This is a genomic window from Yersinia bercovieri ATCC 43970 (assembly GCF_013282745.1).
In the GTDB taxonomy this organism is placed as follows: domain Bacteria; phylum Pseudomonadota; class Gammaproteobacteria; order Enterobacterales; family Enterobacteriaceae; genus Yersinia; species Yersinia bercovieri.
In genome coordinates this window covers 2,504,804-2,527,476 of record NZ_CP054044.1, presented here as the reverse complement: position 1 = coordinate 2,527,476, position 22,673 = coordinate 2,504,804, and the positions used below count along the sequence as shown (strand labels likewise).

Sequence of the window (22,673 nt, the reverse complement as noted above, 5' to 3'; positions counted from 1 at the left end):
TTTACTGAACTAATAGTGAACAAATAATTTAAACTATTCCGGATTTAATTGTGCGCATAATTCACCGGCTCACCCAATATCAACGGTTGTATCAAAAATTTGGCGATCAAGCCGCTGCCACTACAGTTGGTGAACTGGCAGGCTTGCTATTTTGCAGCGAACGACATGCCCGCACTCTGATCCAGCAGCTACAGTCGAATGAGTGGCTCAGTTGGCATTCACAGGTTGGCCGAGGAAAACGTGCGCAGCTGCAATGTCTGAAAAGCCCCGATACACTGCGGGCAACCTACCTGAAAATGTTCCTTGAGCAAGGTGATCATCAGGCCGCCCTTGCCTTGGCCCAGCTTGAACCGGAACGTCTACAAACTTTACTAAACCCTCATATGGGGGGCAGTGGCAAGCAGATAGCCCAATCCTGCGTATTCCTTATTACCGTGAGCTTGAACCCCTAAATCCGATGATAGTCACTGGTCGGGCAGAGCAACATCTGGTTTATACTTTACACGCAGGACTGACCCGCTTTAACACTGGTGACCCGCAGCCAAAACCGGATCTGGCCCATCACTGGCAAGTCAGTGATGACGGCTTAACCTGGCAATTTTTCTTACGCAGCCAATTGCGTTGGCATAATGGCGAGCACATTCGCGGAGAACAATTATTGCAAACACTGGCGCTGCTGCGGAACAATCGACGCAGCCAACCCAGTTTTACCAATATTTCAGCGATCACCCTCCCCCATGCTTTATGCTTGAAATTCACCCTTTCCAAACCTGATTATTGGCTGGCACATCGGTTAGCAGATTTACCCTGCCGACTGTTTCATCCAGACGACCCATTGCTGGGGGCTGGCCCATTTAAGTTGGCGACTTTCGACCAGCATCTGGTGCGGCTGGAGCAACATGAGTTTTATCATTTGCAACACCCTTATCTGGAGATCATCGAATACTGGATAACGCCAAGTCTGGTGGGGCAATCGACTGAAGGTGGTTGCCAGCATCCAGTACGTATCACCATCGGTCAGGAAGAGGATTTTCCGTTGGCCCGCCCAGTCCAGCGCAGCATGAGTCTCGGTTTTTGTTATCTGGCGATCAACCGACACCTCAGTAACATAACACCGCAGCAAACAGCCAAATTACTGATGCTCGTGCAAACTTCCGGTATTTTAGAAGAGCTGTCAGTGCGTCGCGGAGTGATAACCCCCAGCCATGAAATGCTGCCAGGTTGGCCGATTCCGCAGTTTACGTCTGATGATAATCCACCACTACCCACACATCTGATACTGACTTACCAACCACCGATGGAACTTAAGAGTGTCGCCGAACAGTTAAAAACAGTATTGGCGGCACAGGGTTGCACATTAGAGATCCGAGCCAGCCACGATAAGCGGTGGCAAGGCACTCACCAAATTGAAAGCGCAGATCTATTATTAGCTGATCATCTGGTTGGTGAATCTCCCGAAGCCACAATGGAGAGCTGGCTCAGACTTGATCCACTGTGGCGCGGTATTCTCTCTCCTGAGCAATTAATTCAGCAGCAAGAAACACTGACAGATATTCAGCAAATTGAACTAGCACCAGAACGCTTTCGCCAATTACAGGCATATTACAATGATCTGATGCTGTCCGGACTGATTCTGCCGTTATTCAACTACCAATATCAGGTCAATGCCCCACCACGAATTAATGGTGTGACATTGACTGCTTATGGCTGGTTCGACTTCAGCCAGGCATGGTTGCCCCCTGCGACAAATTGATCACTAACTACAATCTGGTCACTAACTACAATCTGATCACTAATTACAATCAGATCACCAACTACAATCTATAGCGCCAACTATAGACTGACCACCAAACACGGGTTGCTACCTTTTAGTGCGCGAACTGAGTACCATACGGCCAGTTCTTAATTCTTGCTGTGGGTTTGCTCTTTCAAAACCACAGCCGTACGAGGTCAGAGTATGAGACGTGCCGTAGTTGTTTTTAGTGGTGGACAAGACTCCACGACCTGCTTAATTCAAGCATTACAGCAATATGATGAAGTCCACTGTATTACGTTCGATTATGGGCAACGCCACCGCGCAGAGATAGATGTTGCTCGCGAGCTTGCCACGCAACTCGGTGCTAAGGCACATAAGGTATTGGATGTTGGTATGCTCAACGAATTAGCCGTCAGCAGCCTGACCCGAGACAGCATCCCTGTGCCGACTTATAATGAAGAAGATACTGATGCAGTTCCCAGCACCTTTGTTCCTGGCCGTAATATTCTCTTCCTAACACTGGCCGCTATCTATGCTTATCAAGTGCAAGCACAGGCGGTGATCACCGGTGTCTGCGAGACCGACTTCTCCGGCTACCCTGATTGTCGTGATGAGTTCGTTAAGGCACTTAATCACGCTATCGATTTAGGTATTGGCCGAGATATCGCTTTCATCACCCCGCTGATGTGGCTGGATAAAGCCGAAACATGGGCATTGGCGGATTATTATCAGCAACTCGATCGTGTCCGTAACGATACCCTCACCTGTTATAACGGAATTCAGGGCGATGGCTGCGGCGAGTGTGCCGCCTGCCACTTGCGCGCTAAAGGACTGGCGTTCTATCTAGCCAATAAGCCCAATGTGTTATTGAGCCTGAAACAAAAAACCGGGCTGGTTTGACTATCTCATCGTCCTGCAACTACTTGCACTGATCACTACCGCGCCCTAAGTTATAGCCTCGCTCTATGGGAGCGAGGAGTCTATCTCTATCAGCAGTAGTTCAATCTCCCACTCATAGACCTCGGTTGACAAATTCTTGCAACTTTTTATGCAATTCACCCTCAATCGGCAACGCCTTCTGGCTACGCAGGTCAATACAGACAAAGGTCAATTCAGCATCCGCGACAGGAATAGAGTCTGGCTCCAGCGAAACCACCTGTTTCATCACACCGCTTTTACCGTTTAGTCTTAACAGTTGGCTATCAATCCGCAACAGATCACCCAATACTGCTGGCCGACGGTAGCTGATATTGATATTAACCACGATAAAAGCAATTTGGTGCTCTGCCATCCATTGAGCTGCCGGCTCTCCATCCAGCCATTCCCAGCGCGCTTCTTCGAGAAACTCTAAATAGCGGGCATTATTAACGTGTTGAAAAACATCAATATGGAAACCCCTGACTTTAATATGTGTATGCATGACGGCGAACTTCTCCAAACAGTGATAAAAGTTATAGGGTAACCAACACAACTGGTATGACCTCAATGCAAGATTAGCAGAGGAAAATAAACTTATAGCGTGCTTACAATATAATCCGGACCAACATCACAGTTTTCCCTGACAGCTGCGGCTTACATTATGAGAAGTTAGCAGCTATTTGTGCAGCGAAAGGGTCAGGCAAATACTCACCAGCACTTACCCGCCCCCTGAGTCTGCTCGCTACAAACTCAGTTATTCGCTACAACTTCGTTTACTCGCGACAAGCCAAGTCTACATTTTAAGTTTGCGGCTGTTGCGCTCCAAGAACGAGGGGCCAATACCGGGAACTTCAAGCAGTTGCTCCGCATCAGTGAAAGGACCAAACTGCTCACGATAAGCAATAATGGCTTCCGCCTTCTTCTTACCAATTCCGCTTAGCTGCTGTGCCAGTTGCTCCGCATTTGCACTATTAATATTGACCTGGCCTGGTAGGTTATCCGATGGATTGCCCGCAGATACTGTGGTACTAGCCTGCCCGCTCCTCTTCTCAGCCGCTTTGGTCAGCGTATTGTTCGCTTTTACCGGACTATGCTTCGCGGCATCACCAGACTGATTGAGCGCCTTATCCTGAGGGGCGCTGGTGGAGCTAGCCGGTGCGGCGTAAGCTATCTGTGGGATATTAATACCGACCAACAATGCCGCTATAACGAACAATTTTCCTATAAATTTCATGCTGTATCCTCCTTGTGTTTGACAGCATGGCTACCTTGCCGCAACAGCTTGTTAATCGCAAAGGGCAGATTTCAGATATGCGAAAGGTCGCCAAAGCGACCTTTCGTTGTTACATCGAGTTGCAAATGAATGCGAGAACTATTGCAGTTATTACTGCGGCTGCTGTTGCTCCGCAGGCCCCATCTTGATGGTGGCCTGTTTGTGCAGGTTCGCCATCAATGCATCAAAGGTCACACCGCTAGACCCTTCCTGCATTTTAGCAATGAAGGTTTTCATTTCGCCTTCCGGTAATTTACCCGCAGTCACCGACAACAGTTCAATCAGTACGATATTGTCCTGACGATCCTGAGACAAGCCATAGACTGGCTGATCTTTTTGCGGATGAGGCAATGTAAAGATCGTCTGCACTAATTGGTCATCATCTGGCGCTCGTGACAAGGTTTTCTTCTCGCCAAAGCTGATACCAGCGGCTTTCATGGCCTCTTCGCCTTTGCCTTGTTTCAGCGCAGTGAGGATCTTCTCACCATCAACACGTGCCAGCTGTTCTGCTTTCTGACGTTTCACTAGTTCAGCGACCTGATCACGAACTTGCTCGAATGGTTCAATGCCTTCAGGTTTATGGCCATCGATACGGATAACGAAAGCACGGTCACCATCAACAGTGATGACATCTGAGTTACTACCCGGTGCGCCATTCTCACCTATCAAGCCACCGTCAAAGATAGCCTGCGCCACTGGTTTGAAATTCACTTCGGCAGGTATTGAATCACGGGTAAACCAATCTGTGTGCTTAGCTTTAGCGCCAGCGGCCTCTTCAGCTGAAGCCAGAGATTCGTTATCGCTGGTTGCTGCTTCACTCACTTTTTGCTGCAACGCGTAATAGGCATCAACAGCTTTTTCCTGCTTAACCTGTTTCGCCAGCGCGTCATGCACTTCTGACAGCGGCTTAACCTGTTCTGGCTTAATGTCGTTTAAGCGAACAATCAGATAACCAACAGAGGATTTAACCACGTCAGATAACTGACCTTTTTCGCTCAACTTCGCTTGTTTCAGCTCATCAGCCGTTGTCTCTGGTTCCAACCATCCCAGATCTCCCCCATTTTTGCGGGAGATGATATCGGTAGATTTCTCTTTTGCCATCGCGGCAAAATCAGCACCTTTTTTCAACTCCTCCAGTGCTGCTTTGGCTTCAGCTTCATTCTTAAATTGAATAACACTGTAGTTACGGCGTTCTGGTTGGGTATAGCTGCTTTTATGCTGATCGTAATACGCGGCGATATCTTCTTCAGTGACAGTAATTTTGTCCTGCATCGCTGCGGCATCCATCGCAATGAAACTGATTTTCATCTGTTCCGGTGCAATGAAGCTATTTTTGTTCTGGTCGTAATAGGCTTTCAGCTCTTCATCAGTGACTTTCTGCTGCGCCTGAAGTGCTTTGAGATCAATCGTTGCCAGACGAACTTCACGTTGCTGCAAAATCAGCTCTGACATTGCCTGTGCTTCGATAGGCAGTACAAAGCCAGTATCCCCAAAGGCTTGTAGCAACTGTTGATTGATGAGTTGCTGACGCTGTAATTGCGCAAATTGATCGGGGGTGTAGCCCATCCGGTTAACCAGTTCGAGATATTTATTATTATCGAACTTATTATCGGTCTGGAAATAAGGTGCCTGACGAATGGCATCTTTGACTTGTTCATCGCTGGCAGTCAGGCCCAGTTTTTTGGCGTATTGGTCAAGTAACATGTTGTTGACCAACTGACCGAGAACCTGCTGGCGCAGTTGCTGCATGTAGCCTTCGTTCGCGGCCAGCGCGGAGAACTGTTCACCTAGTTGCTGCTGCAAGCGGCCACGCTCACTCTGTACAGCCTGTTCTAACTGAGCACGACTAATCTCTTGGCCATTAACTTTGGCTGCAAAGTCGTTGGAACCACCAATCAGATAGCTGCCAACCCCGGTCAGGATAAAGGACAACATGATCAGGGCCAGAAGGATTTTGAGCACGACGTTATTAGCAGCCGCGCGTAAATTGTCCATCATAATGTGACAATACTCCGCTGTAATATGGATTAAAACTGTTGCGCAGGTCTAAATAAACCCAGCATTCCTTGCGACAGCCATTCGTGCTGCTGCGCGTTAAAACTGCTACCTAAACGAAAAAAAGCGCATCAGTAACGATGCGCCTTGTATCTTACCTTACCATCTCAACTGCGTCAGGTTATTGTTTAACACAAACAATATACACCCGTCATATTTGCAGCAGCAGAGATGCTAGCAGCCACTCCAAATGCTTTGGGTAAATACACAGGTGAGAGTTGACGCGGCAATTAGTTTACAGCGTCTTTCAGACCTTTACCGGCGCGGAAGCCTGGTACTTTAGCCGCTGGAATACTGATTTCTTTGCCTGTCTGAGGGTTACGGCCAGTACGTGCAGAACGCTCACGGACTGCAAAAGTACCAAAACCAACCAGAGCTACGTCATCACCTTCTTTCAAAGATTCAGTAACAGAAGCAATAATTGCATCTAATGCGCGCCCAGCGGCCGCTTTAGAAATATCAGCACCAGCGGCAATTTTGTCGATCAGTTGTGACTTATTCACTCTTTCATCCCCTTTAGAATTCTATCGTCGCGCCGAAAATCCCTACGGACAACACGACAGCGCAGCTGTTATATCAATCCTGCCCGACCTTAGCAAGCAACCCAAAGGCTCAAACTTTTACCGGACAGCCGAACTAACTTAGCGGCACAAAAAATAGCTGGCAAGTAGCATTTCACTTACCAGCATCAGTTTTATCAATACTTCTTGCGATACGTCACTATTTTGACGCTACCGGCTGTGCCCCGAAGGCAGGATTTTGCAAAGCAATGGCTAAAACATCATCAATTCGTTTAACCGGATGAATTTCCAGATCAGCAATTACGTTGTCAGGAATCTCTTCCAAATCACGTTTGTTCTCTTCTGGAATTAGCACCACTTTGATCCCACCACGGTGAGCGGCCAGTAATTTCTCTTTCAAACCACCGATTGGCAAGACTAAGCCACGTAAAGTGATTTCACCGGTCATTGCCACATCGGCACGTACCGGGTTGCCGGTCAGGCAAGAGACCAGTGCGGTACACATTGCAATACCTGCGCTCGGACCATCTTTCGGCGTCGCGCCTTCAGGCACATGTACGTGGATATCACGTTTTTCGTAGAAATCAGGATTGATACCTAATTTATCCGCACGTGCGCGCACCACAGTCAATGCCGCCTGAATCGACTCTTGCATCACTTCACCCAGAGAACCGGTGTAAGTCAGCTTACCTTTACCTGGAACGCATGCGGTTTCAATGGTTAGCAAATCGCCGCCAACTTCAGTCCACGCGAGGCCAGTCACTTGGCCAACACGGTTTTCAGTATCAGCACGACCATAATCGACTTTCTGCACGCCAAGGAAATCTTTCAGATTGTCGCCAGTGATCTCAATATGTTTAACCGTTTTATCCATAAGCAGATTTTTTACTGCTTTGCGGCACAGTTTGGAGATTTCGCGCTCCAGACTACGTACCCCAGCTTCGCGGGTGTAATAACGGATAATGCTCATGATGGCGCTGTCATCGATGGTCAACTCGCCCTTCTTAATGGCGTTGCGCTCAAATTGTTTCGGCAACAGATGCTGCTTGGCAATATTGAGTTTCTCATCTTCGGTATAACCGGACAGGCGAATCACCTCCATACGATCCAGCAAAGGTGCCGGGATATTCATGGAGTTAGAGGTTGCAACAAACATGACATCTGACAGATCGTAATCCACTTCCAGATAGTGATCGTTAAATGCCACGTTCTGTTCTGGATCTAACACTTCCAGCAGTGCGGAGGCCGGATCGCCGCGCATATCGGAGGCCATCTTATCGATCTCATCCAACAGGAAGAGTGGGTTTTTCACTCCAACTTTTGCCATCTTCTGGATCAATTTACCCGGCATAGAGCCAATATAGGTACGGCGGTGACCACGGATTTCAGCTTCATCACGTACCCCACCCAATGCCATACGCACATACTGACGACCTGTCGCACGGGCAATAGATTGCCCCAGAGAGGTTTTACCCACCCCAGGAGGCCCTACCAGACAGAGGATTGGCCCCTTAATTTTGCTGACTCGGCTCTGTACTGCGAGGTATTCCAAAATACGATCTTTAACTCGTTCCAGGCCGTAGTGATCGGTATCCAGAACTTCCTGCGCTTTGACCAAATCTTTTTTAACTTTGCTGCGGCTGTTCCACGGAACCTGCAACATCCAATCGATGTAACCACGAACCACAGTAGCTTCCGCCGACATCGGCGACATCATTTTCAGTTTTTGCAGCTCGGCTTCGGTTTTTTCGCGCGCATCTTTCGGCATTTTGGCCGCTTCAATTTTACGCTTTAGCGCTTCATGCTCGTCAGGCGTATCGTCCATCTCGCCCAGCTCTTTCTGAATGGCTTTCATTTGCTCGTTCAGATAGTACTCGCGCTGGCTCTTTTCCATCTGCCGTTTGACGCGGTTACGAATCCGCTTTTCGACCTGTAACAGATCGATTTCTGATTCCATCATCGCCATCAGATATTCCAGACGTTCGGTCACATCGAACATTTCCAGAACCGCTTGCTTATCATTTAATTTCAACGGCATATGTGCCGCGATAGTATCAGCAAGACGTGCCGCATCATCAATACTGTGCAACGAGGCCAGTACTTCCGGTGGGATTTTTTTGTTCAGTTTGATATAGCCTTCAAACTGATTAATGGCTGTGCGAACTAATACTTCTTGTTCACGATCATCCATCACAGGTGATTCAAGGTATTCCGCCTGGGCAGCAAAATGCTCACCGCTATCTGAAAGCGTTGTGATACGCGCACGCTGTAACCCTTCGACCAGCACTTTAACCGTGCCATCAGGCAATTTCAGCATTTGCAAAATCGAAGCTACGGTGCCGACTGAAAACAGATCATTGATACCAGGCTCATCCGTCGAGGCTTCTTTCTGCGCAACCAGCATGATTTTCTTATCATGGTCCATTGCAGCTTCCAGGCACCGAATCGACTTTTCCCGGCCAACAAACAGTGGGATCACCATATGCGGATAAACCACCACATCGCGCAGAGGCAATACAGGGATTTCTATGCGTTCGGAACGCTCAGGGTTCATAGAGCTCTCTCTTAGTTTAGCTTCCGCCAGATTACTGGAAATCTCGTGAAACACGAACCATCACGAGTTTCATTAAATAGGTAATTGAGTATATGGGGACGAATGTCTTACATTCAACGATAACAATGCGAGGAAAAAGAAATGGGGGATAAAATCCCCCATTGTCATACTAACCATCTGGATTATTTGGCTAATTATTCGCCAGAAGCTTGTGCTTCCGGTTGACCGTAAATCAGCATTGGAGCAGATTGGCCAGCGATAACTGACTCATCTACCACCACTTTCTCCACACTGTCCATTGACGGTAAATCGTACATCGTATCCAGCAAAGCGCCTTCTACGATAGAACGCAGGCCACGAGCACCTGTTTTACGTGCCATCGCTTTCTTGGCAATCGCAGTTAACGCCTCATCACGGAACTCAAGCTCCACACCTTCCAGATTGAACAACGCCTGATACTGTTTAGTCAGCGCGTTTTTAGGTTCTTTCAAGATTTGAATCAGTGCGTCTTCGCTCAATTCGCTCAGGGTAGCAACCACTGGCAGACGGCCGATAAATTCAGGGATTAAACCGAATTTAATCAAGTCTTCTGGCTCAGCCTGGCTTAATAACTCACCTTCTGTTGCCTTCTCTGACTTGCCTTTTACCGTCGCGCCGAAACCAATGCCAGTTCCTGTGTTAATACGCTGCCCAATCACTTTGTCCAAACCGGCAAAAGCACCGCCACAGATAAACAGAATTTTAGAGGTATCAACCTGCAAAAACTCCTGTTGTGGGTGCTTGCGACCACCTTGTGGCGGCACGGCTGCAATTGTCCCTTCAATCAATTTCAACAGGGCCTGTTGCACACCTTCGCCCGAAACATCACGGGTGATCGACGGGTTATCAGACTTACGTGAAATTTTATCAATTTCATCGATATAGACGATCCCACGTTGCGCTTTTTGAACGTCGTAATCACATTTCTGCAATAGCTTCTGAATGATGTTTTCTACATCTTCGCCCACATAACCCGCTTCAGTCAGCGTGGTCGCATCGGCCATGGTAAATGGCACATCCAGGAAGCGAGCCAATGTCTCCGCCAGCAGGGTCTTACCGCTACCCGTCGGGCCGATCAGCAAAATATTACTTTTACCCAGCTCGATGCCATTACTGGTATCGCCGTTGCGTAAACGCTTGTAGTGGTTATACACCGCAACAGCCAGCACTTTTTTCGCCGGTTCCTGCCCGATGACATAATCATCAAGGTGACGACGAATCTCGTGCGGAGTGGGCAGCGAACTGCGCTCCCGGTGCGGGGCAACTTCTTTGATCTCTTCGCGAATAATGTCGTTACACAAATCGACACATTCATCGCAGATATACACTGACGGCCCGGCTATTAGCTTACGCACTTCATGCTGGCTTTTGCCGCAGAAAGAGCAATACAGCAACTTTCCAGAACCGTCTTTGCGCTTATCTGTCATCAGTAAACCTCTTTTTCAGTATCTGCCACCCCCTAAATCACGGTGGCAGGGAGACTATTCTCGCTATTTCTGGACACCACGTTAGCCTGCAACGGGTAGCCGATATAATGGGTAGTGTACAAACAATACGCAACTGAACGGGTTCGACGCCACAATTGGCTCTATTGCATACACGACTTGTTCTATTTACATACAATTATAGTATATCGGCTCACAGAAATAAGTCGTTAGTCACGACGGGTGAACACGGAATCAACTAATCCATATCCTACAGCCTCTTCAGCTGACAAGAAACGGTCGCGCTCAGTGTCTCTCTCTATTTCTTCAAGAGATTTTCCCGTGTGAAGCGCCATCAGTTCATTCATGCGCGATTTCACTTTTAAAATCTCTCTTGCATGAATTTCAATATCTGTGGCCTGGCCCTGGAAACCGCCCAACGGTTGGTGAATCATTACCCGTGAATTCGGCAAGCAGAAACGTTTACCTTTAGCGCCCGCCGTCAACAGGAATGCACCCATTGAACACGCCTGGCCCATACAGATAGTGCTGACATCAGGCTTAATGAATTGCATGGTGTCATAAATTGACATCCCGGCCGTAATGACCCCACCTGGTGAGTTGATGTACAGGAAGATGTCTTTTTCTGGATTCTCTGCTTCCAGAAACAGCATCTGTGCCGTAATCAGGTTGGCCATATGGTCTTCAACCTGGCCGGTCAGGAAAATAATGCGCTCTTTTAGCAGACGGGAGAAGATATCGTAAGAACGCTCTCCACGTGAAGTCTGCTCAACCACCATTGGCACCAGAGCCATGTTAGGTGCAAATTGATCTCGTTCGCCACTGTATGACATTACCGTCTCCTAATAGAATTTACTTTGGCGCCATTCATAACCGATTCTACTTGAGATAAGTAATGATGACTATGTTCATGCATCAAGGTGCGTGCAAACAGTCTGGTTATCCAGACACATTCGACAGCGGTAATCAGCCAGTGTTTCATCAACATCTTATGAACGTTTGCTAAGTAAATTGGGGGACTAATCTTCTTTTTCAAGCCCCCTCTCACATTTTTTAGCCTAACAACCGCTCGCTATCCCTGCCAAAATCCCGGCGCCTAATTGATTTTAAGTACATATTTCACTTTTCAAATATAGCGCAGATTACAGAGAAAGATGCCAGATTAATCATACTATTGAGTGATTGTTGTTACCAAAAGAAAAAGCCCGTGGCCATGGGCTACGGGCTTTTTCAATCAAAATACTGGATATGCCCTTTCCAATCTCTTGGAAAATGGGTTATATCCAGTTTGATGCGCTAAAAAACATTACGCAGTCGTGGTCTGATTCATCAGTTCACTAAAGGTAGTTGGTTTTTCAGTTACTTTGGCTTTAGCCAGCAGAGTTTCTACCGCTTGTTCTTCCAGAGCAACGCTACGCATATTGTTCATCAGCTCTTTATTTTTGCTGTAGAACTCAATAACTTCTTGTGGATCTTCGTACGCAGAAGCCATCTCTTCGATCAATTCTTTAACGCGGCTTTCATCAGCTTTCAGCTCGTGCTGGCTGATAACTTCGCCCAGCAGCAAACCAACAACGACGCGACGCTTAGCTTGCTCTTCGAACAGTTCACGTGGCAATTCAGCAGCTTGCTTCTCGTTGCCACCGAAACGCTGTGCCGCCTGACGGCGCAGAACATCAATTTCGCCTTCAACCAGTGCAGCAGGAACGTCGATTTCGTTAGCGCTAACCAGACCGTCGATGGCCTGAGTTTTAACACGGTTACGTACTGCGCCTTTCAGCTCACGTTCCATGTTTTTACGCACTTCAGCACGCAGACCGGCAACTGAACCATCAGCAACGCCGAAACGTTTGATGAACTCTTCAGTCAATTCTGGCAACTCACGCACTTCAACTTTCTTCAACACGATGTCAAATTTAGCTGATTTACCTTTCAGGTTTTCTGCGTGGTAATCTTCTGGGAAGTTTACGTCGATGGTGAACTCTTCACCGGCTTTATGGCCGATAACACCCTCTTCGAAGCCTGGGATCATGCGGCCCTGCCCCATTGCCAGTACGAAATCAGACGCTTTTCCGCCTTCAAACTCTTCACCGTCGATAGAACCGGTGAAATCCAGAGTTGCGCGATCTTCAGCAGTTGCTGCAGCGTCAGTTTCTTTCCAGGTTGCTTGTTGCTTACGCAGAGTTTCCAGCATGGTATCAACGTCAGCGTCGTTTACTTCAACAACTGGCTTTTCTACTTCAATGCTTTCCAGATCTTTCAGCTCAACTTCTGGGTACACTTCAAACTCAACAGAATAAGTAAAATCTTCACCCTGCTTGTATTCACCCGGCACATAGTTTGGTGCGCCAGCTGGGTTGATTTTTTCTTTAATGATCGCGTCAACGAAATTGCGTTGCATCAGGTCGCCCAGAACATCCTGGCGAACAGATGCGCCGTAGCGTTGTTCAACGATGTTCATCGGCACATGGCCTTTACGGAAACCGTCGATACGAACACTTTTAGCGGCTTTCACTAATTCACTTTTTACTGCTTTCTCAATGCTGTCAGCAGCAACAGTAATTGTTACACGGCGGCCAAGGCCTTGAGTGGTTTCAACAGAAACTTGCATCTTGTTACCTCAAAAAAATCACAGTGCTCGGTCAACTCCAGAAGCTGCAAACGAAGCAGCACCATTTACCCTTTCAGGAATGATGCGAACTCTGAAAACACCCTCTAAGAACCGGGACGGCCGCATTAAACAGAACCGAGTATCCCAGATGTCAGAAGCGTCCCGAAACCATTCCGGAAAAATAAGACGCGACATTATAGCGGCGCACAGGGTATGAGTCGAGGAAAGCAAGCGAATGTTGTCGCGGTAAAATTCACGCGTGAATCGTTCCCTCGGCTAAAACTCCTGCGGCGCACTAGTAAAACGATGGTGTCGCCTATACAGAAAAACAAGCGGCCCAGAGGCCGCTTGCGAAATTCTCATCTACTAATACCCTAAATCAGGCCAGAATTACTACTGTTATCCAGCCTGTTTTTGATTAGAGCCGCAGTTTACGCTAATGTCCCAGCTCCGCGACAAGATGGTGAATCCGGTACAGTGTCTTGTAATCCAGCCCACTCTTTTAATGTATAAGTGTGCAAAGCCAGCGCATGAACGCTGCCCGCCAGCTCATCAGCCAACGCACCATAAATCGCACGATGGCGGCTCAGAAAGCGCTGATCTTGAAATTTATTGCTGACGATCACAATTTTAAAGTGACTTTCAGAACCGGCTGGAACATTGTGGCGGTAACTTTCATTTATTACCTCCAGATGATCCGGTTCGAATGCCATTTTTAGTTTTTCTTCAATTTGTTCTCGAATCAAAATCATCATATTCTCCTTACTGCAAGGGCAGAAAACTGCCGACTCTCTTATGCAATCTTAGTTGATTTTCGCTGTTTTATAACATTTCAGATACAAAATAGCCCGCAGATCTCCCTTTAATTGGCTCAAGGTATGAGGCGAATCTGATAGTCCGGTAACAAGGTGACTTGTAAGGTCTTTATGTGAACTTGCGGGTCATTTGGGGAAAAATCGTCTTTTTTGATGAAAATCTCTACATCGGGATCTTCCACCCGTCAATCCCGGTGCTATGATGTCGCGACTGCAAACTCGCAAAATAACATGGCTGCTACCCCGCTCTGATTATTAAAGAATTCCATAACTATTGAGATAAAGTGAACATGCTAAAGAAAATTCTTTTCCCGCTGTTGGCTATTTTTATCCTGGCAGGTTGTGCTGCCAGCAACAACACCTTGAATGTCACGCCAAAAGTGGTATTGCCACCACAAGATCCTACCCTGATGGGGATTACTATCAGCATTAATGGTGCTGATCAGCGCCAAGATGCGGCACTGGCTAAAGTCAATCGCGATGGCCAATTGGTCGTGTTGACCCCATCCCGTGACCTGCGTTTCTTGTTACAAGAAGTGCTGGAAAAACAGATGACAGCTCGCGGTTATATGATTGGCACTGGTGCCCCGGTGGACTTACAAATCGTTGTAAACCAACTATTTGCTGATGTGCAGGAGGGTAATCTGCGCTATAACATCACCACCAAAGCGGATATTTCTATCACTGCAACTGCGAAAAATGGCAATAAGCAGGTTAAAAACTACCGTGCCAGTTACAACGTTCAGGGCGCATTTACTGCGACTAACGAAAAAATCACTGATGCCGTTAATACCGTGTTAAGCGATGTGATTGCAGATATGGCGCAAGACACCAGTGTCAGTAGCTTTATCAAACAAAATGCTCGCTAATCTTCCGTTTGCTTAACATCATTATTACTGCTTAACAGAATGCTCCGCCCTGAACATCGGGGGGAGCATGTAGGTCTCACATGTCCAATCGCTATTCAAACCTTTTTACCCAACGTAATTCGCTTATTCTTCTGTTGTTGGGGTTTGCTTCGGGCCTCCCTTTAGCCCTTACTGGTGGTACTCTGCAAGCATGGATGACGGTTGAAAACGTCGATCTGAAAACCATTGGTATTTTCTCCCTGGTTGGCCAGGCTTACGTCTTTAAGTTCCTCTGGTCCCCATTAATGGACCGCTATACCCCTTCATTTCTTGGCCGCCGACGTGGCTGGTTGTTAATTAGCCAACTATTACTCATCGTTGCTATTATCGCCATGGGCTTTATGGAGCCGGCTAAGCATTTATGGTGGCTGGCGGCTATCGCGGTATTGGTCGCATTCTGTTCTGCATCGCAAGATATTGTTTTTGATGCTTATAAGACCGACTTACTCACAGCCGAAGAGCGCGGTACCGGGGCGGCAGTCTCAGTGCTGGGCTACCGTCTGGCGATGTTGGTCTCTGGCGGGCTGGCACTGTGGATAGCCGATCGCTACCTTGGCTGGCAATCCACTTACTGGTTAATGGCTGGATTGATGTTAATTGGGGTATTCGCCACCCTATTTGCCCCAGAGCCTGACATCCGCATTGCACCACCGAAAACATTGGAAGAGGCGATTGTTGCCCCATTACGTGATTTTTTTGGCCGCAACAATGCGTGGCTGATTCTGTTACTGATCGTGTTATACAAAATGGGTGATGCTTTTGCCGCTAGCCTGAGCACCACCTTCTTAATCCGTGGCGTCGGGTTCGACGCTGGTGAAGTGGGGCTGGTCAATAAAACATTAGGATTGATTGCCACCATTATTGGTGCGCTCTATGGCGGCATTTTGATGCAGCGGTTGAGTTTATTCCGGGCATTGATGATTTTCGGTATTTTACAAGCGATTTCCAATGTGGGTTACTGGCTGTTATCCATTACTGACAAGAATATATTCTCCATGGGCAGCGCTATATTTCTGGAGAATCTCTGCGGGGGTATGGGTACTGCGGCGTTTGTCGCACTGTTAATGACCCTCTGTAACAAGTCTTTCTCCGCCACGCAATTTGCCTTGTTATCTGCACTATCCGCAGTCGGTCGCGTTTATGTCGGCCCGATTGCGGGTTGGTTTGTCGAAACACACGGTTGGCCGTTGTTCTACCTATTTTCCATTGCTGCAGCCATTCCCGGCTTATTACTGCTTTATATCTGCCGTCACACGCTGGAACATACCCAGAAAACCGATGAATTTATGCCCCGAACCGCATTTAAAACCGCTTACCGTTGGGCATTACGCTTCTTAACTATTGGCTGTGTTTTGTTAGCCGCATGGCTGATCTTGCTGATAAGCAACTCACTAAACTGGACCGCAGCACCAGAAATAGCCGATACCTTGCTACTGCGCGGCATCCAACTCAGCGTGGTCGGTATGGTTCTGGGGGGGTTATTGGATTATCTGGCACTCAGGCGGGAAAAACTAGCGTAATCACCTGAGTTAACACTCAAAGGCCGGCACTAATGCCGGCCTTTTTGTATTTATTAGCTAAAGAAATTATTCCGCCCCATAAACAATTTTGAAACCACCTCGCAAAATTAGTGAATCAAGTCACATATATCAGTAACAGTTGCAAAATATTTTTCCAAAAGCGAGATCTACATCACCCTGCGGGCTTTATCCTTTTGTGCGGTAAGACTATGATGTGCGCACTTTTTGTTAAGGACTGTGTCCTTTTGTTTCTCCTGACATCTTTCAACTACACAGAGGCATTTATGCGTAAAACTCTTATCGGCGCTATCGCGCTGGCCACGGTCACTTTGGCTCCCGCCGCACAAGCTGAATACCAGTGGGGTTTCGGTAACATCAGCATGAACTATCTTGACTGGACCCGAAGTACTACGCATAAATCAGGTAACTCCTCGCATAAAGACGACTTTGCTTATATCGAGTTGGAAGGTGGTGCAGGTTATAGCTGGGGCGAGATCTACGGCTTCTTCGATTTAGAAAATCCGTTCAATTCCAAAACGGCGCAACCGGGTGACAACCAACGTTACACTTTCAAAACCACCGGTCGCTACTATCTGGGTGACACCGGCTTCAATCTGTATGGTCACATTTATGGCACCTACTCGCTGCCAAGCGCTGAAGGCAACGATTACAGTAACTTCCACGAAGTGAACACGCTGTATGGTATCGGCTATAACGCAACAGTGGCTGGCGTGTGGATGAAACCTTTCGTGGCACTGCACTATGTTGACCAGACCTATTACTCAGGTAATAACGGTTATGTTGTGGGCTGGGTTGCAGGTTATGACTTTACCGCGTTTGATGAGAAATTTAGCATCACCAACTGGAACGAACTGGAATTCAACCGTGCAGAGCGCTATGCCGCAGGCAACGGTGGCCGTAATGGGGTTAACGGTGCCATCGCACTTTGGTGGACACCGATTAAACAATTTACCACCGGTATTCAGTACCGTTACGCGTATAACAAGTTGGGTGAAGACTTTTTACAAGACGGTATTATTTACTCAATTAAATATAATTTCTAACTAAATGATTCCGGGGTGCCTATTTATGTCACCTCGGAATATAATTTAATTTACTTTTACATCACATATTTTTCACACAAAATAAGCTTACATACGAATTAAAAATCAGTACTTCCCTTGAATAAAGCCCTAATTACCGTTGTTTTTCCTTAACATCCTGGCCTTGCTACTAAGCCATCTCGCCAACATATTGTTGCCATTAGTAAATTGTCACGCCAGTCAACATCTGTGACCCCCTTAACATAAAGTGTCAACAAGCCGCTGACACAATCTTAAGCATGTTTACAGTCCTGCAACCTTCCCGTAAAATGCCCGCACACATGAAACGACAATAGAGCCCTTTTGTAATTGAGGTCGTTAGATGAGACTTAAGAAATACATTAAAAATATGGGTATGTTGTCTTTATTTGCAGCCACGGTAATGCTTAGTGGTTGCGATATGGTATTGATGAATCCCAAAGGCGCAATCGGAGTCGAGCAAAAAACACTGATACTTACTGCTATCGGTTTAATGTTGATCGTCGTGGTTCCGGTTATTTTTATGGCGTTCGCTTTTGCATGGAAGTATCGCGCATCCAACAAAAGTGCGACCTACACCCCAAACTGGTCCCATTCCAACAAAATTGAGCTTGTTGTATGGGCTGTTCCAATCATTATCATCGCTATTTTGGCGACGATAACCTGGAAAACCTCTCACGAACTTGACCCGTTCAAACCGCTTGAAGTGGCAGGCAAAGAGCCTATTACCATTGAAGTGGTTTCCCTTGACTGGAAATGGCTGTTTATCTATCCAGAACAAGGTATTGCTACAGTAAATGAACTAGCGTTCCCTACTGATGTTCCGGTGAACTTTAAAATCACCTCTAACTCAGTAATGAACTCGTTCTTTATCCCTCAGTTAGGCGGGCAGATCTATGCGATGGCCGGGATGCAAACCAAGCTGCATCTGATTGCCAACGAAGCCGGTAAATACAATGGTATTTCCAGCAGCTTCAGCGGTAAGGGCTTCTCTGGTATGAAATTCACTGCGATTGCAACACCAACGCAGGAAGAATTCAACCAGTGGGTCGCACAGGTGAAAAAATCGCCGAACACCCTAAATACCACTGACGATTTCAATAAACTGGCTGAACCGAGTGAAAATAATCCGGTTGAGTATTTCTCCAGTGTTAAACCGGAGCTGTTTAAAGGGATTATTGGCAAATTTATGGGCGATATGAACATGCACCAGAAAGGCGATGATACCCATAAAGGTATGGATATGAGCCAGGGCATGGATATGGGCGAACACGCCGCTCACGCCGGAGCCGAGGAATAAAACGATGTTGGGAAAATTAACACTTGATGCGGTTCCGCTACACGAACCAATCATTATGGTTACCGTTGCTGCAATCGTTCTAGGCGGACTGGCACTTGTCGCCCTCCTGACCTATTTCGGCAAATGGAAGTGGTTATGGAGCGAATGGCTGACCTCTGTTGACCATAAAAAAATCGGTATCATGTACATTTTGGTCGCCATGGTCATGCTTTTGCGTGGTTTTGCCGACGCCATCATGATGCGTAGCCAGCAAGCACTCGCTTCTGCTGGCGAGGCTGGGTTCCTACCGCCTCACCACTATGATCAAATCTTCACCGCTCATGGCGTCATCATGATTTTCTTCATGGCGATGCCTTTTGTGGTGGGCTTAATGAACGTGGTTGTACCGCTACAAATCGGTGCTCGTGACGTTGCCTTCCCGTTCCTGAACTCACTGAGCTTCTGGTTCTTCGTCGTCGGGGTGGTGTTAATCAACATCTCTCTGGGGGTCGGTGAATTCGCGCAAACTGGCTGGCTGGCCTATCCGCCGCTGTCCGGTAAAGAGTACAACCCAGGTGTCGGGGTCGATTACTGGATCTGGAGTCTACAGATTTCCGGTTTGGGCACCTTGCTGACCGGTGTTAACTTCTTCGCCACTATCTTGAAGATGCGCGCACCTGGCATGTCAATGATGAAGATGCCGGTCTTCACATGGGCGGCACTTTGTACCAACATTTTAATTATCGTCTCTTTCCCGATTCTGACAGTCACCGTCGCGTTACTGACCCTGGATCGTTACCTTGGCACCCATTTCTTTACCAATGATATGGGTGGCAACATGATGATGTACATCAACCTGATCTGGGCCTGGGGCCATCCGGAAGTGTACATTCTGGTCCTGCCAGTATTCGGCGTGTTCTCCGAAGTGACTGCGACCTTCTCAAGAAAACGGCTGTTTGGTTACACCTCACTCGTTTGGGCAACCATCGCGATTACCGTCCTGTCGTTTATCGTTTGGCTACACCACTTCTTTACCATGGGGTCCGGTGCCAACGTTAACGCCTTCTTCGGTATTGCCACGATGATCATTTCCATCCCGACAGGGGTGAAGATATTCAACTGGTTGTTCACCATGTACCAAGGCCGAATTCAGCTTAACTCCGCAATGCTGTGGACTGTTGGTTTCATTATCACCTTCTCTATCGGTGGCATGACCGGTGTTCTGCTGGCCGTTCCGGGGGCAAACTTTGTTCTGCATAACAGCCTGTTCCTGATTGCACACTTCCACAACGTGATTATTGGTGGTGTGGTATTCGGTTGCTTCGCTGGCCTGACCTACTGGTGGCCTAAGTCCTTCGGCTTTACGCTGAATGAGAAATGGGGCATCCGTGCATTCTGGTTCTGGATCATCGGCTTCTTCGTTGCCTTTATGCCGCTGTACGTACTGGGCTTTATGGGTATGACCCGCCGTTTGAGCCAAGATATCAATCCAGAATTCCACCCGATGTTAATGGTGGCCGCTGGCGGTGCAGCACTGATTGCATGCGGTATCTTGTGTCAGGTTATTCAGGTCTTCGTCAGTATCCGTGATCGCGAACAGAATCGTGATCTGACTGGTGACCCATGGGGTGGCCGTACGCTGGAGTGGTCTACCTCCTCTCCACCGCCGTTCTATAACTTCGCTGTTGTGCCTGTCGTGACTGATCGTGACGAATTCTGGGACATGAAAGAGAAAGGTGAAGCTTATAAACGCCCGGCGAAATACGAAGAGATCCACATGCCGAGAAACACCGGTGCAGGTGTGATTATTGCTGGCTTCAGCTTGATCTTCGGCTTTGCCATGATCTGGTATATCTGGTGGCTGGCCATTGTTGGCTTCGTCGGCATGATTGTGACCTGGATTGTGAAAAGCTTCGACGAGGATGTTGATTACTATGTGCCGGTTGCAGAAGTTGAGCGCATTGAAGATCTTCATCATGAACAAATCAGCAAAGCAGGCGTGAATCATGTCAACTGAAACTCTGACTAACCATAACGTCGCCCATGTAGAGCATGGGCATCACGATGCAGGAGCCACCAAAGTATTCGGCTTCTGGATCTACCTGATGAGCGACTGTATTTTGTTTGCGACTCTGTTCGCAACCTATGCAGTGTTGGTAAACGGGACCGCTGGCGGTCCTTCAGGCAAGGATATCTTCGACTTGAACTTTGTTCTGGTCGAAACCTTCCTGTTGCTGTTCAGTAGCATTACTTACGGCGTCGCTATGCTGGGCATGAATAAAGGCAATAAAAACCAGGTGAATACCTGGTTGGGTCTGACATTCCTGTTCGGTCTGGGCTTTGTGGCAATGGAAATCTATGAATTCCATCACCTGATTGCTGAAGGCTACGGCCCGGATCGCAGTGCGTTCCTGTCCAGCTTCTTCGCGCTGGTTGCCACCCACGGTATTCACGTTACCGCTGGCTTGGTTTGGATCATCATTATGATGATTCAAGTAGCAAAACGCGGCCTGAATGAAATGAACCGAACCCGCCTGATGTGTCTGAGCTTGTTCTGGCACTTCCTGGATGTGGTTTGGATCTGCGTATTCACCGTTGTCTATCTGTTAGGAGCCATGTAATGAGTCATCCAACATCGAGTCACCCAACAACGACTCACGGTGGAGCCAGCCACGGTAGCTTGAAGTCATACCTTATTGGCTTCATTCTGTCGGTCATTCTGACAGTGATTCCATTTGCGATGGTGATGAGCGGTACTGCCTCTCATACCACTATTCTGGCCACAGTGGTCGGTTTAGCCGTTGTGCAGATTATCGTACATTTAGTGTACTTCCTGCACATGAATGGATCGTCCGAAGAGCGTTGGAATCTGGTGGCGTTCCTGTTCACCGCTATGATTATTGCAATCGTTGTTGTGGGCTCACTCTGGATTATGTACAACCTCAACATCAATATGATGGTTGACTGAAGAGCTGCATGTGATGATTAAGCAATACCTGCAAGTAACTAAACCAGGAATTATCTTCGGCAATTTAATTTCTGTCGTTGGGGATTTCTCCTCGCTTCCAAAGGCGTGATTGATTACCCCCTTTTTCTCGCCACCTTGTTCGGTGTCTCGCTAGTTGTTGCCTCCGGGTGCGTGTTTAACAACTATATCGACCGTGATATCGACCGTATCATGGAGAGAACGAAGAATCGTGTCCTGGTAAAAGGGCTTATCGATCCGAAAGTGAGCCTGATTTATGCTTCAGTGCTGGGTATTGCTGGCATGCTGTTGCTCTATGTCGCCGCCAATCTATTGGCGATGCTGCTGGCAGTCATTGGTTTCGTTATCTATGTGGGGGTTTATAGCCTCTACATGAAGCGCAAATCAGTCTACGGCACCTTGATTGGCAGTTTGTCAGGTGCTGCACCACCGGTGATTGGTTACTGTGCCGTGACTGGGCAGTTCGATATGGGGGCATTAATACTGCTGCTGATCTTCAGCTTGTGGCAAATGCCTCACTCTTATGCCATCGCGATTTTCCGCTTTAAGGATTATCAGGCTGCCAACATTCCAGTACTGCCGGTCATAAAAGGAATATCGGTCACCAAAAACCATATTACCCTTTATATTCTGGCATTTATGGTAGCGACCCTGATGCTGACACTGAGTGGTTACGCCGGTTATAAATACCTGGTTGTCGCTGCGGCGGTGAGTGTCTGGTGGTTGGGCATGGCCTTGCGCGGTTACAAAGCGACCAATGACATCGTATGGGCGAGAAAACTATTTGTCTTCTCCATCATTGCCATTACGTCATTGAGCGTCATGATGTCGGTTGATTTCAATGTTCCCTCCTCGGCAGGGTTACTGACTTACGTCGGGTAACATCAAGCCGATGCTGATATAGAGAGTGG

The 22,673-nt window shown here is 47.6% G+C and carries 17 protein-coding genes and 2 pseudogenes; 10 read left to right on the top strand and 9 right to left on the bottom strand.

All coding sequences use genetic code 11. The features are described from left to right. Positions 1 to 50 precede the first annotated feature (50 nt). Both HRK25_RS11280 and queC read left to right on the top strand, forming a co-directional pair. A pseudogene (locus HRK25_RS11280) lies at positions 51 to 1,753 on the top strand (SgrR family transcriptional regulator). Positions 1,754 to 1,957: 204 nt separating this feature from the next. Further along, on the top strand, positions 1,958 to 2,656 hold the full coding sequence (queC, locus tag HRK25_RS11275) for a 7-cyano-7-deazaguanine synthase QueC (RefSeq protein WP_005272722.1): 699 nt from the start codon (positions 1,958 to 1,960) through the stop codon (positions 2,654 to 2,656). Between the two features lie 112 nt (positions 2,657 to 2,768). On the opposite strand, the gene HRK25_RS11270 is transcribed toward queC, so the two are convergent. From HRK25_RS11270 to bolA, 9 genes are all read right to left on the bottom strand, one after another. Continuing rightward, positions 2,769 to 3,176 (bottom strand): acyl-CoA thioesterase, encoded by a 408-nt coding sequence (locus tag HRK25_RS11270; protein ID WP_032897201.1) that lies wholly within the window; start codon positions 3,174 to 3,176, stop codon positions 2,769 to 2,771. 291 nt (positions 3,177 to 3,467) lie between these two features. After that, the gene (locus HRK25_RS11265) at positions 3,468 to 3,908 is read right to left on the bottom strand and encodes a helix-hairpin-helix domain-containing protein (protein ID WP_005272726.1); all 441 of its coding nucleotides are present in this window, start codon (positions 3,906 to 3,908) and stop codon (positions 3,468 to 3,470) included. 150 nt (positions 3,909 to 4,058) lie between these two features. Further along, the gene (gene ppiD / locus HRK25_RS11260) at positions 4,059 to 5,945 is read right to left on the bottom strand and encodes a peptidylprolyl isomerase (protein WP_032897204.1); all 1,887 of its coding nucleotides are present in this window, start codon (positions 5,943 to 5,945) and stop codon (positions 4,059 to 4,061) included. 287 nt (positions 5,946 to 6,232) lie between these two features. Continuing rightward, positions 6,233 to 6,505, bottom strand: a complete 273-nt coding sequence (hupB, locus tag HRK25_RS11255) for a nucleoid-associated protein HU-beta (protein WP_004392663.1) — start codon at positions 6,503 to 6,505, stop codon at positions 6,233 to 6,235. 217 nt (positions 6,506 to 6,722) lie between these two features. Next, positions 6,723 to 9,077, bottom strand: coding sequence for an endopeptidase La (gene lon, locus HRK25_RS11250; RefSeq protein ID WP_005272730.1), 2,355 nt, complete (start codon positions 9,075 to 9,077; stop codon positions 6,723 to 6,725). Between the two features lie 194 nt (positions 9,078 to 9,271). Beyond that, positions 9,272 to 10,543, bottom strand: a complete 1,272-nt coding sequence (gene clpX, locus HRK25_RS11245) for an ATP-dependent protease ATP-binding subunit ClpX (RefSeq protein ID WP_004714578.1) — start codon at positions 10,541 to 10,543, stop codon at positions 9,272 to 9,274. A 227-nt stretch (positions 10,544 to 10,770) separates the two neighbouring features. Further along, a complete protein-coding gene (gene clpP / locus HRK25_RS11240; protein ID WP_005272733.1) occupies positions 10,771 to 11,394 on the bottom strand; it encodes an ATP-dependent Clp endopeptidase proteolytic subunit ClpP in 624 nt (207 codons plus the stop codon). A 473-nt stretch (positions 11,395 to 11,867) separates the two neighbouring features. Then, the gene (gene tig / locus HRK25_RS11235; protein ID WP_005272735.1) at positions 11,868 to 13,172 is read right to left on the bottom strand and encodes a trigger factor; all 1,305 of its coding nucleotides are present in this window, start codon (positions 13,170 to 13,172) and stop codon (positions 11,868 to 11,870) included. A 431-nt stretch (positions 13,173 to 13,603) separates the two neighbouring features. Further along, positions 13,604 to 13,924 carry a transcriptional regulator BolA gene (gene bolA, locus HRK25_RS11230; RefSeq protein ID WP_072083849.1) on the bottom strand — a complete coding sequence of 107 codons (321 nt, stop codon included), beginning with the start codon at positions 13,922 to 13,924 and terminating at the stop codon, positions 13,604 to 13,606. A gap of 353 nt (positions 13,925 to 14,277) precedes the next feature. On the opposite strand from bolA, the gene HRK25_RS11225 reads away from it, so the two are divergent. The 8 genes and pseudogenes from HRK25_RS11225 to cyoE all read left to right on the top strand — a co-directional run bounded on the left by HRK25_RS11225 (position 14,278) and on the right by cyoE (position 22,644). Continuing rightward, the gene (locus tag HRK25_RS11225) at positions 14,278 to 14,856 is read left to right on the top strand and encodes a lipoprotein (protein WP_032897209.1); all 579 of its coding nucleotides are present in this window, start codon (positions 14,278 to 14,280) and stop codon (positions 14,854 to 14,856) included. An 80-nt stretch (positions 14,857 to 14,936) separates the two neighbouring features. Further along, positions 14,937 to 16,415 carry a muropeptide MFS transporter AmpG gene (gene ampG, locus HRK25_RS11220; protein ID WP_032897211.1) on the top strand — a complete coding sequence of 493 codons (1,479 nt, stop codon included), beginning with the start codon at positions 14,937 to 14,939 and terminating at the stop codon, positions 16,413 to 16,415. A gap of 284 nt (positions 16,416 to 16,699) precedes the next feature. Further along, positions 16,700 to 17,479 (top strand): nucleoside-specific channel-forming Tsx family protein, encoded by a 780-nt coding sequence (locus HRK25_RS11215; RefSeq protein WP_005272741.1) that lies wholly within the window; start codon positions 16,700 to 16,702, stop codon positions 17,477 to 17,479. A gap of 361 nt (positions 17,480 to 17,840) precedes the next feature. After that, positions 17,841 to 18,797: a cytochrome o ubiquinol oxidase subunit II gene (gene cyoA, locus HRK25_RS11210; protein WP_005272742.1), complete on the top strand. Its 957-nt coding sequence runs from the start codon at positions 17,841 to 17,843 to the stop codon at positions 18,795 to 18,797. 4 nt (positions 18,798 to 18,801) lie between these two features. After that, a complete protein-coding gene (gene cyoB / locus HRK25_RS11205) occupies positions 18,802 to 20,793 on the top strand; it encodes a cytochrome o ubiquinol oxidase subunit I (RefSeq protein WP_004873454.1) in 1,992 nt (663 codons plus the stop codon). Continuing rightward, complete coding sequence (locus HRK25_RS11200) at positions 20,783 to 21,397, top strand: cytochrome o ubiquinol oxidase subunit III (RefSeq protein WP_032897215.1); 615 nt, start codon at positions 20,783 to 20,785, stop codon at positions 21,395 to 21,397. The genes cyoB and HRK25_RS11200 overlap by 11 nt, the downstream gene beginning before the upstream one ends. Further along, positions 21,397 to 21,744: a cytochrome o ubiquinol oxidase subunit IV gene (locus HRK25_RS11195; protein ID WP_032812973.1), complete on the top strand. Its 348-nt coding sequence runs from the start codon at positions 21,397 to 21,399 to the stop codon at positions 21,742 to 21,744. The genes HRK25_RS11200 and HRK25_RS11195 overlap by 1 nt, the downstream gene beginning before the upstream one ends. Before the next feature lie 13 nt (positions 21,745 to 21,757). Further along, positions 21,758 to 22,644 (top strand): annotated as a pseudogene (gene cyoE / locus HRK25_RS11190) (heme o synthase). Positions 22,645 to 22,673: the final 29 nt, after the last annotated feature.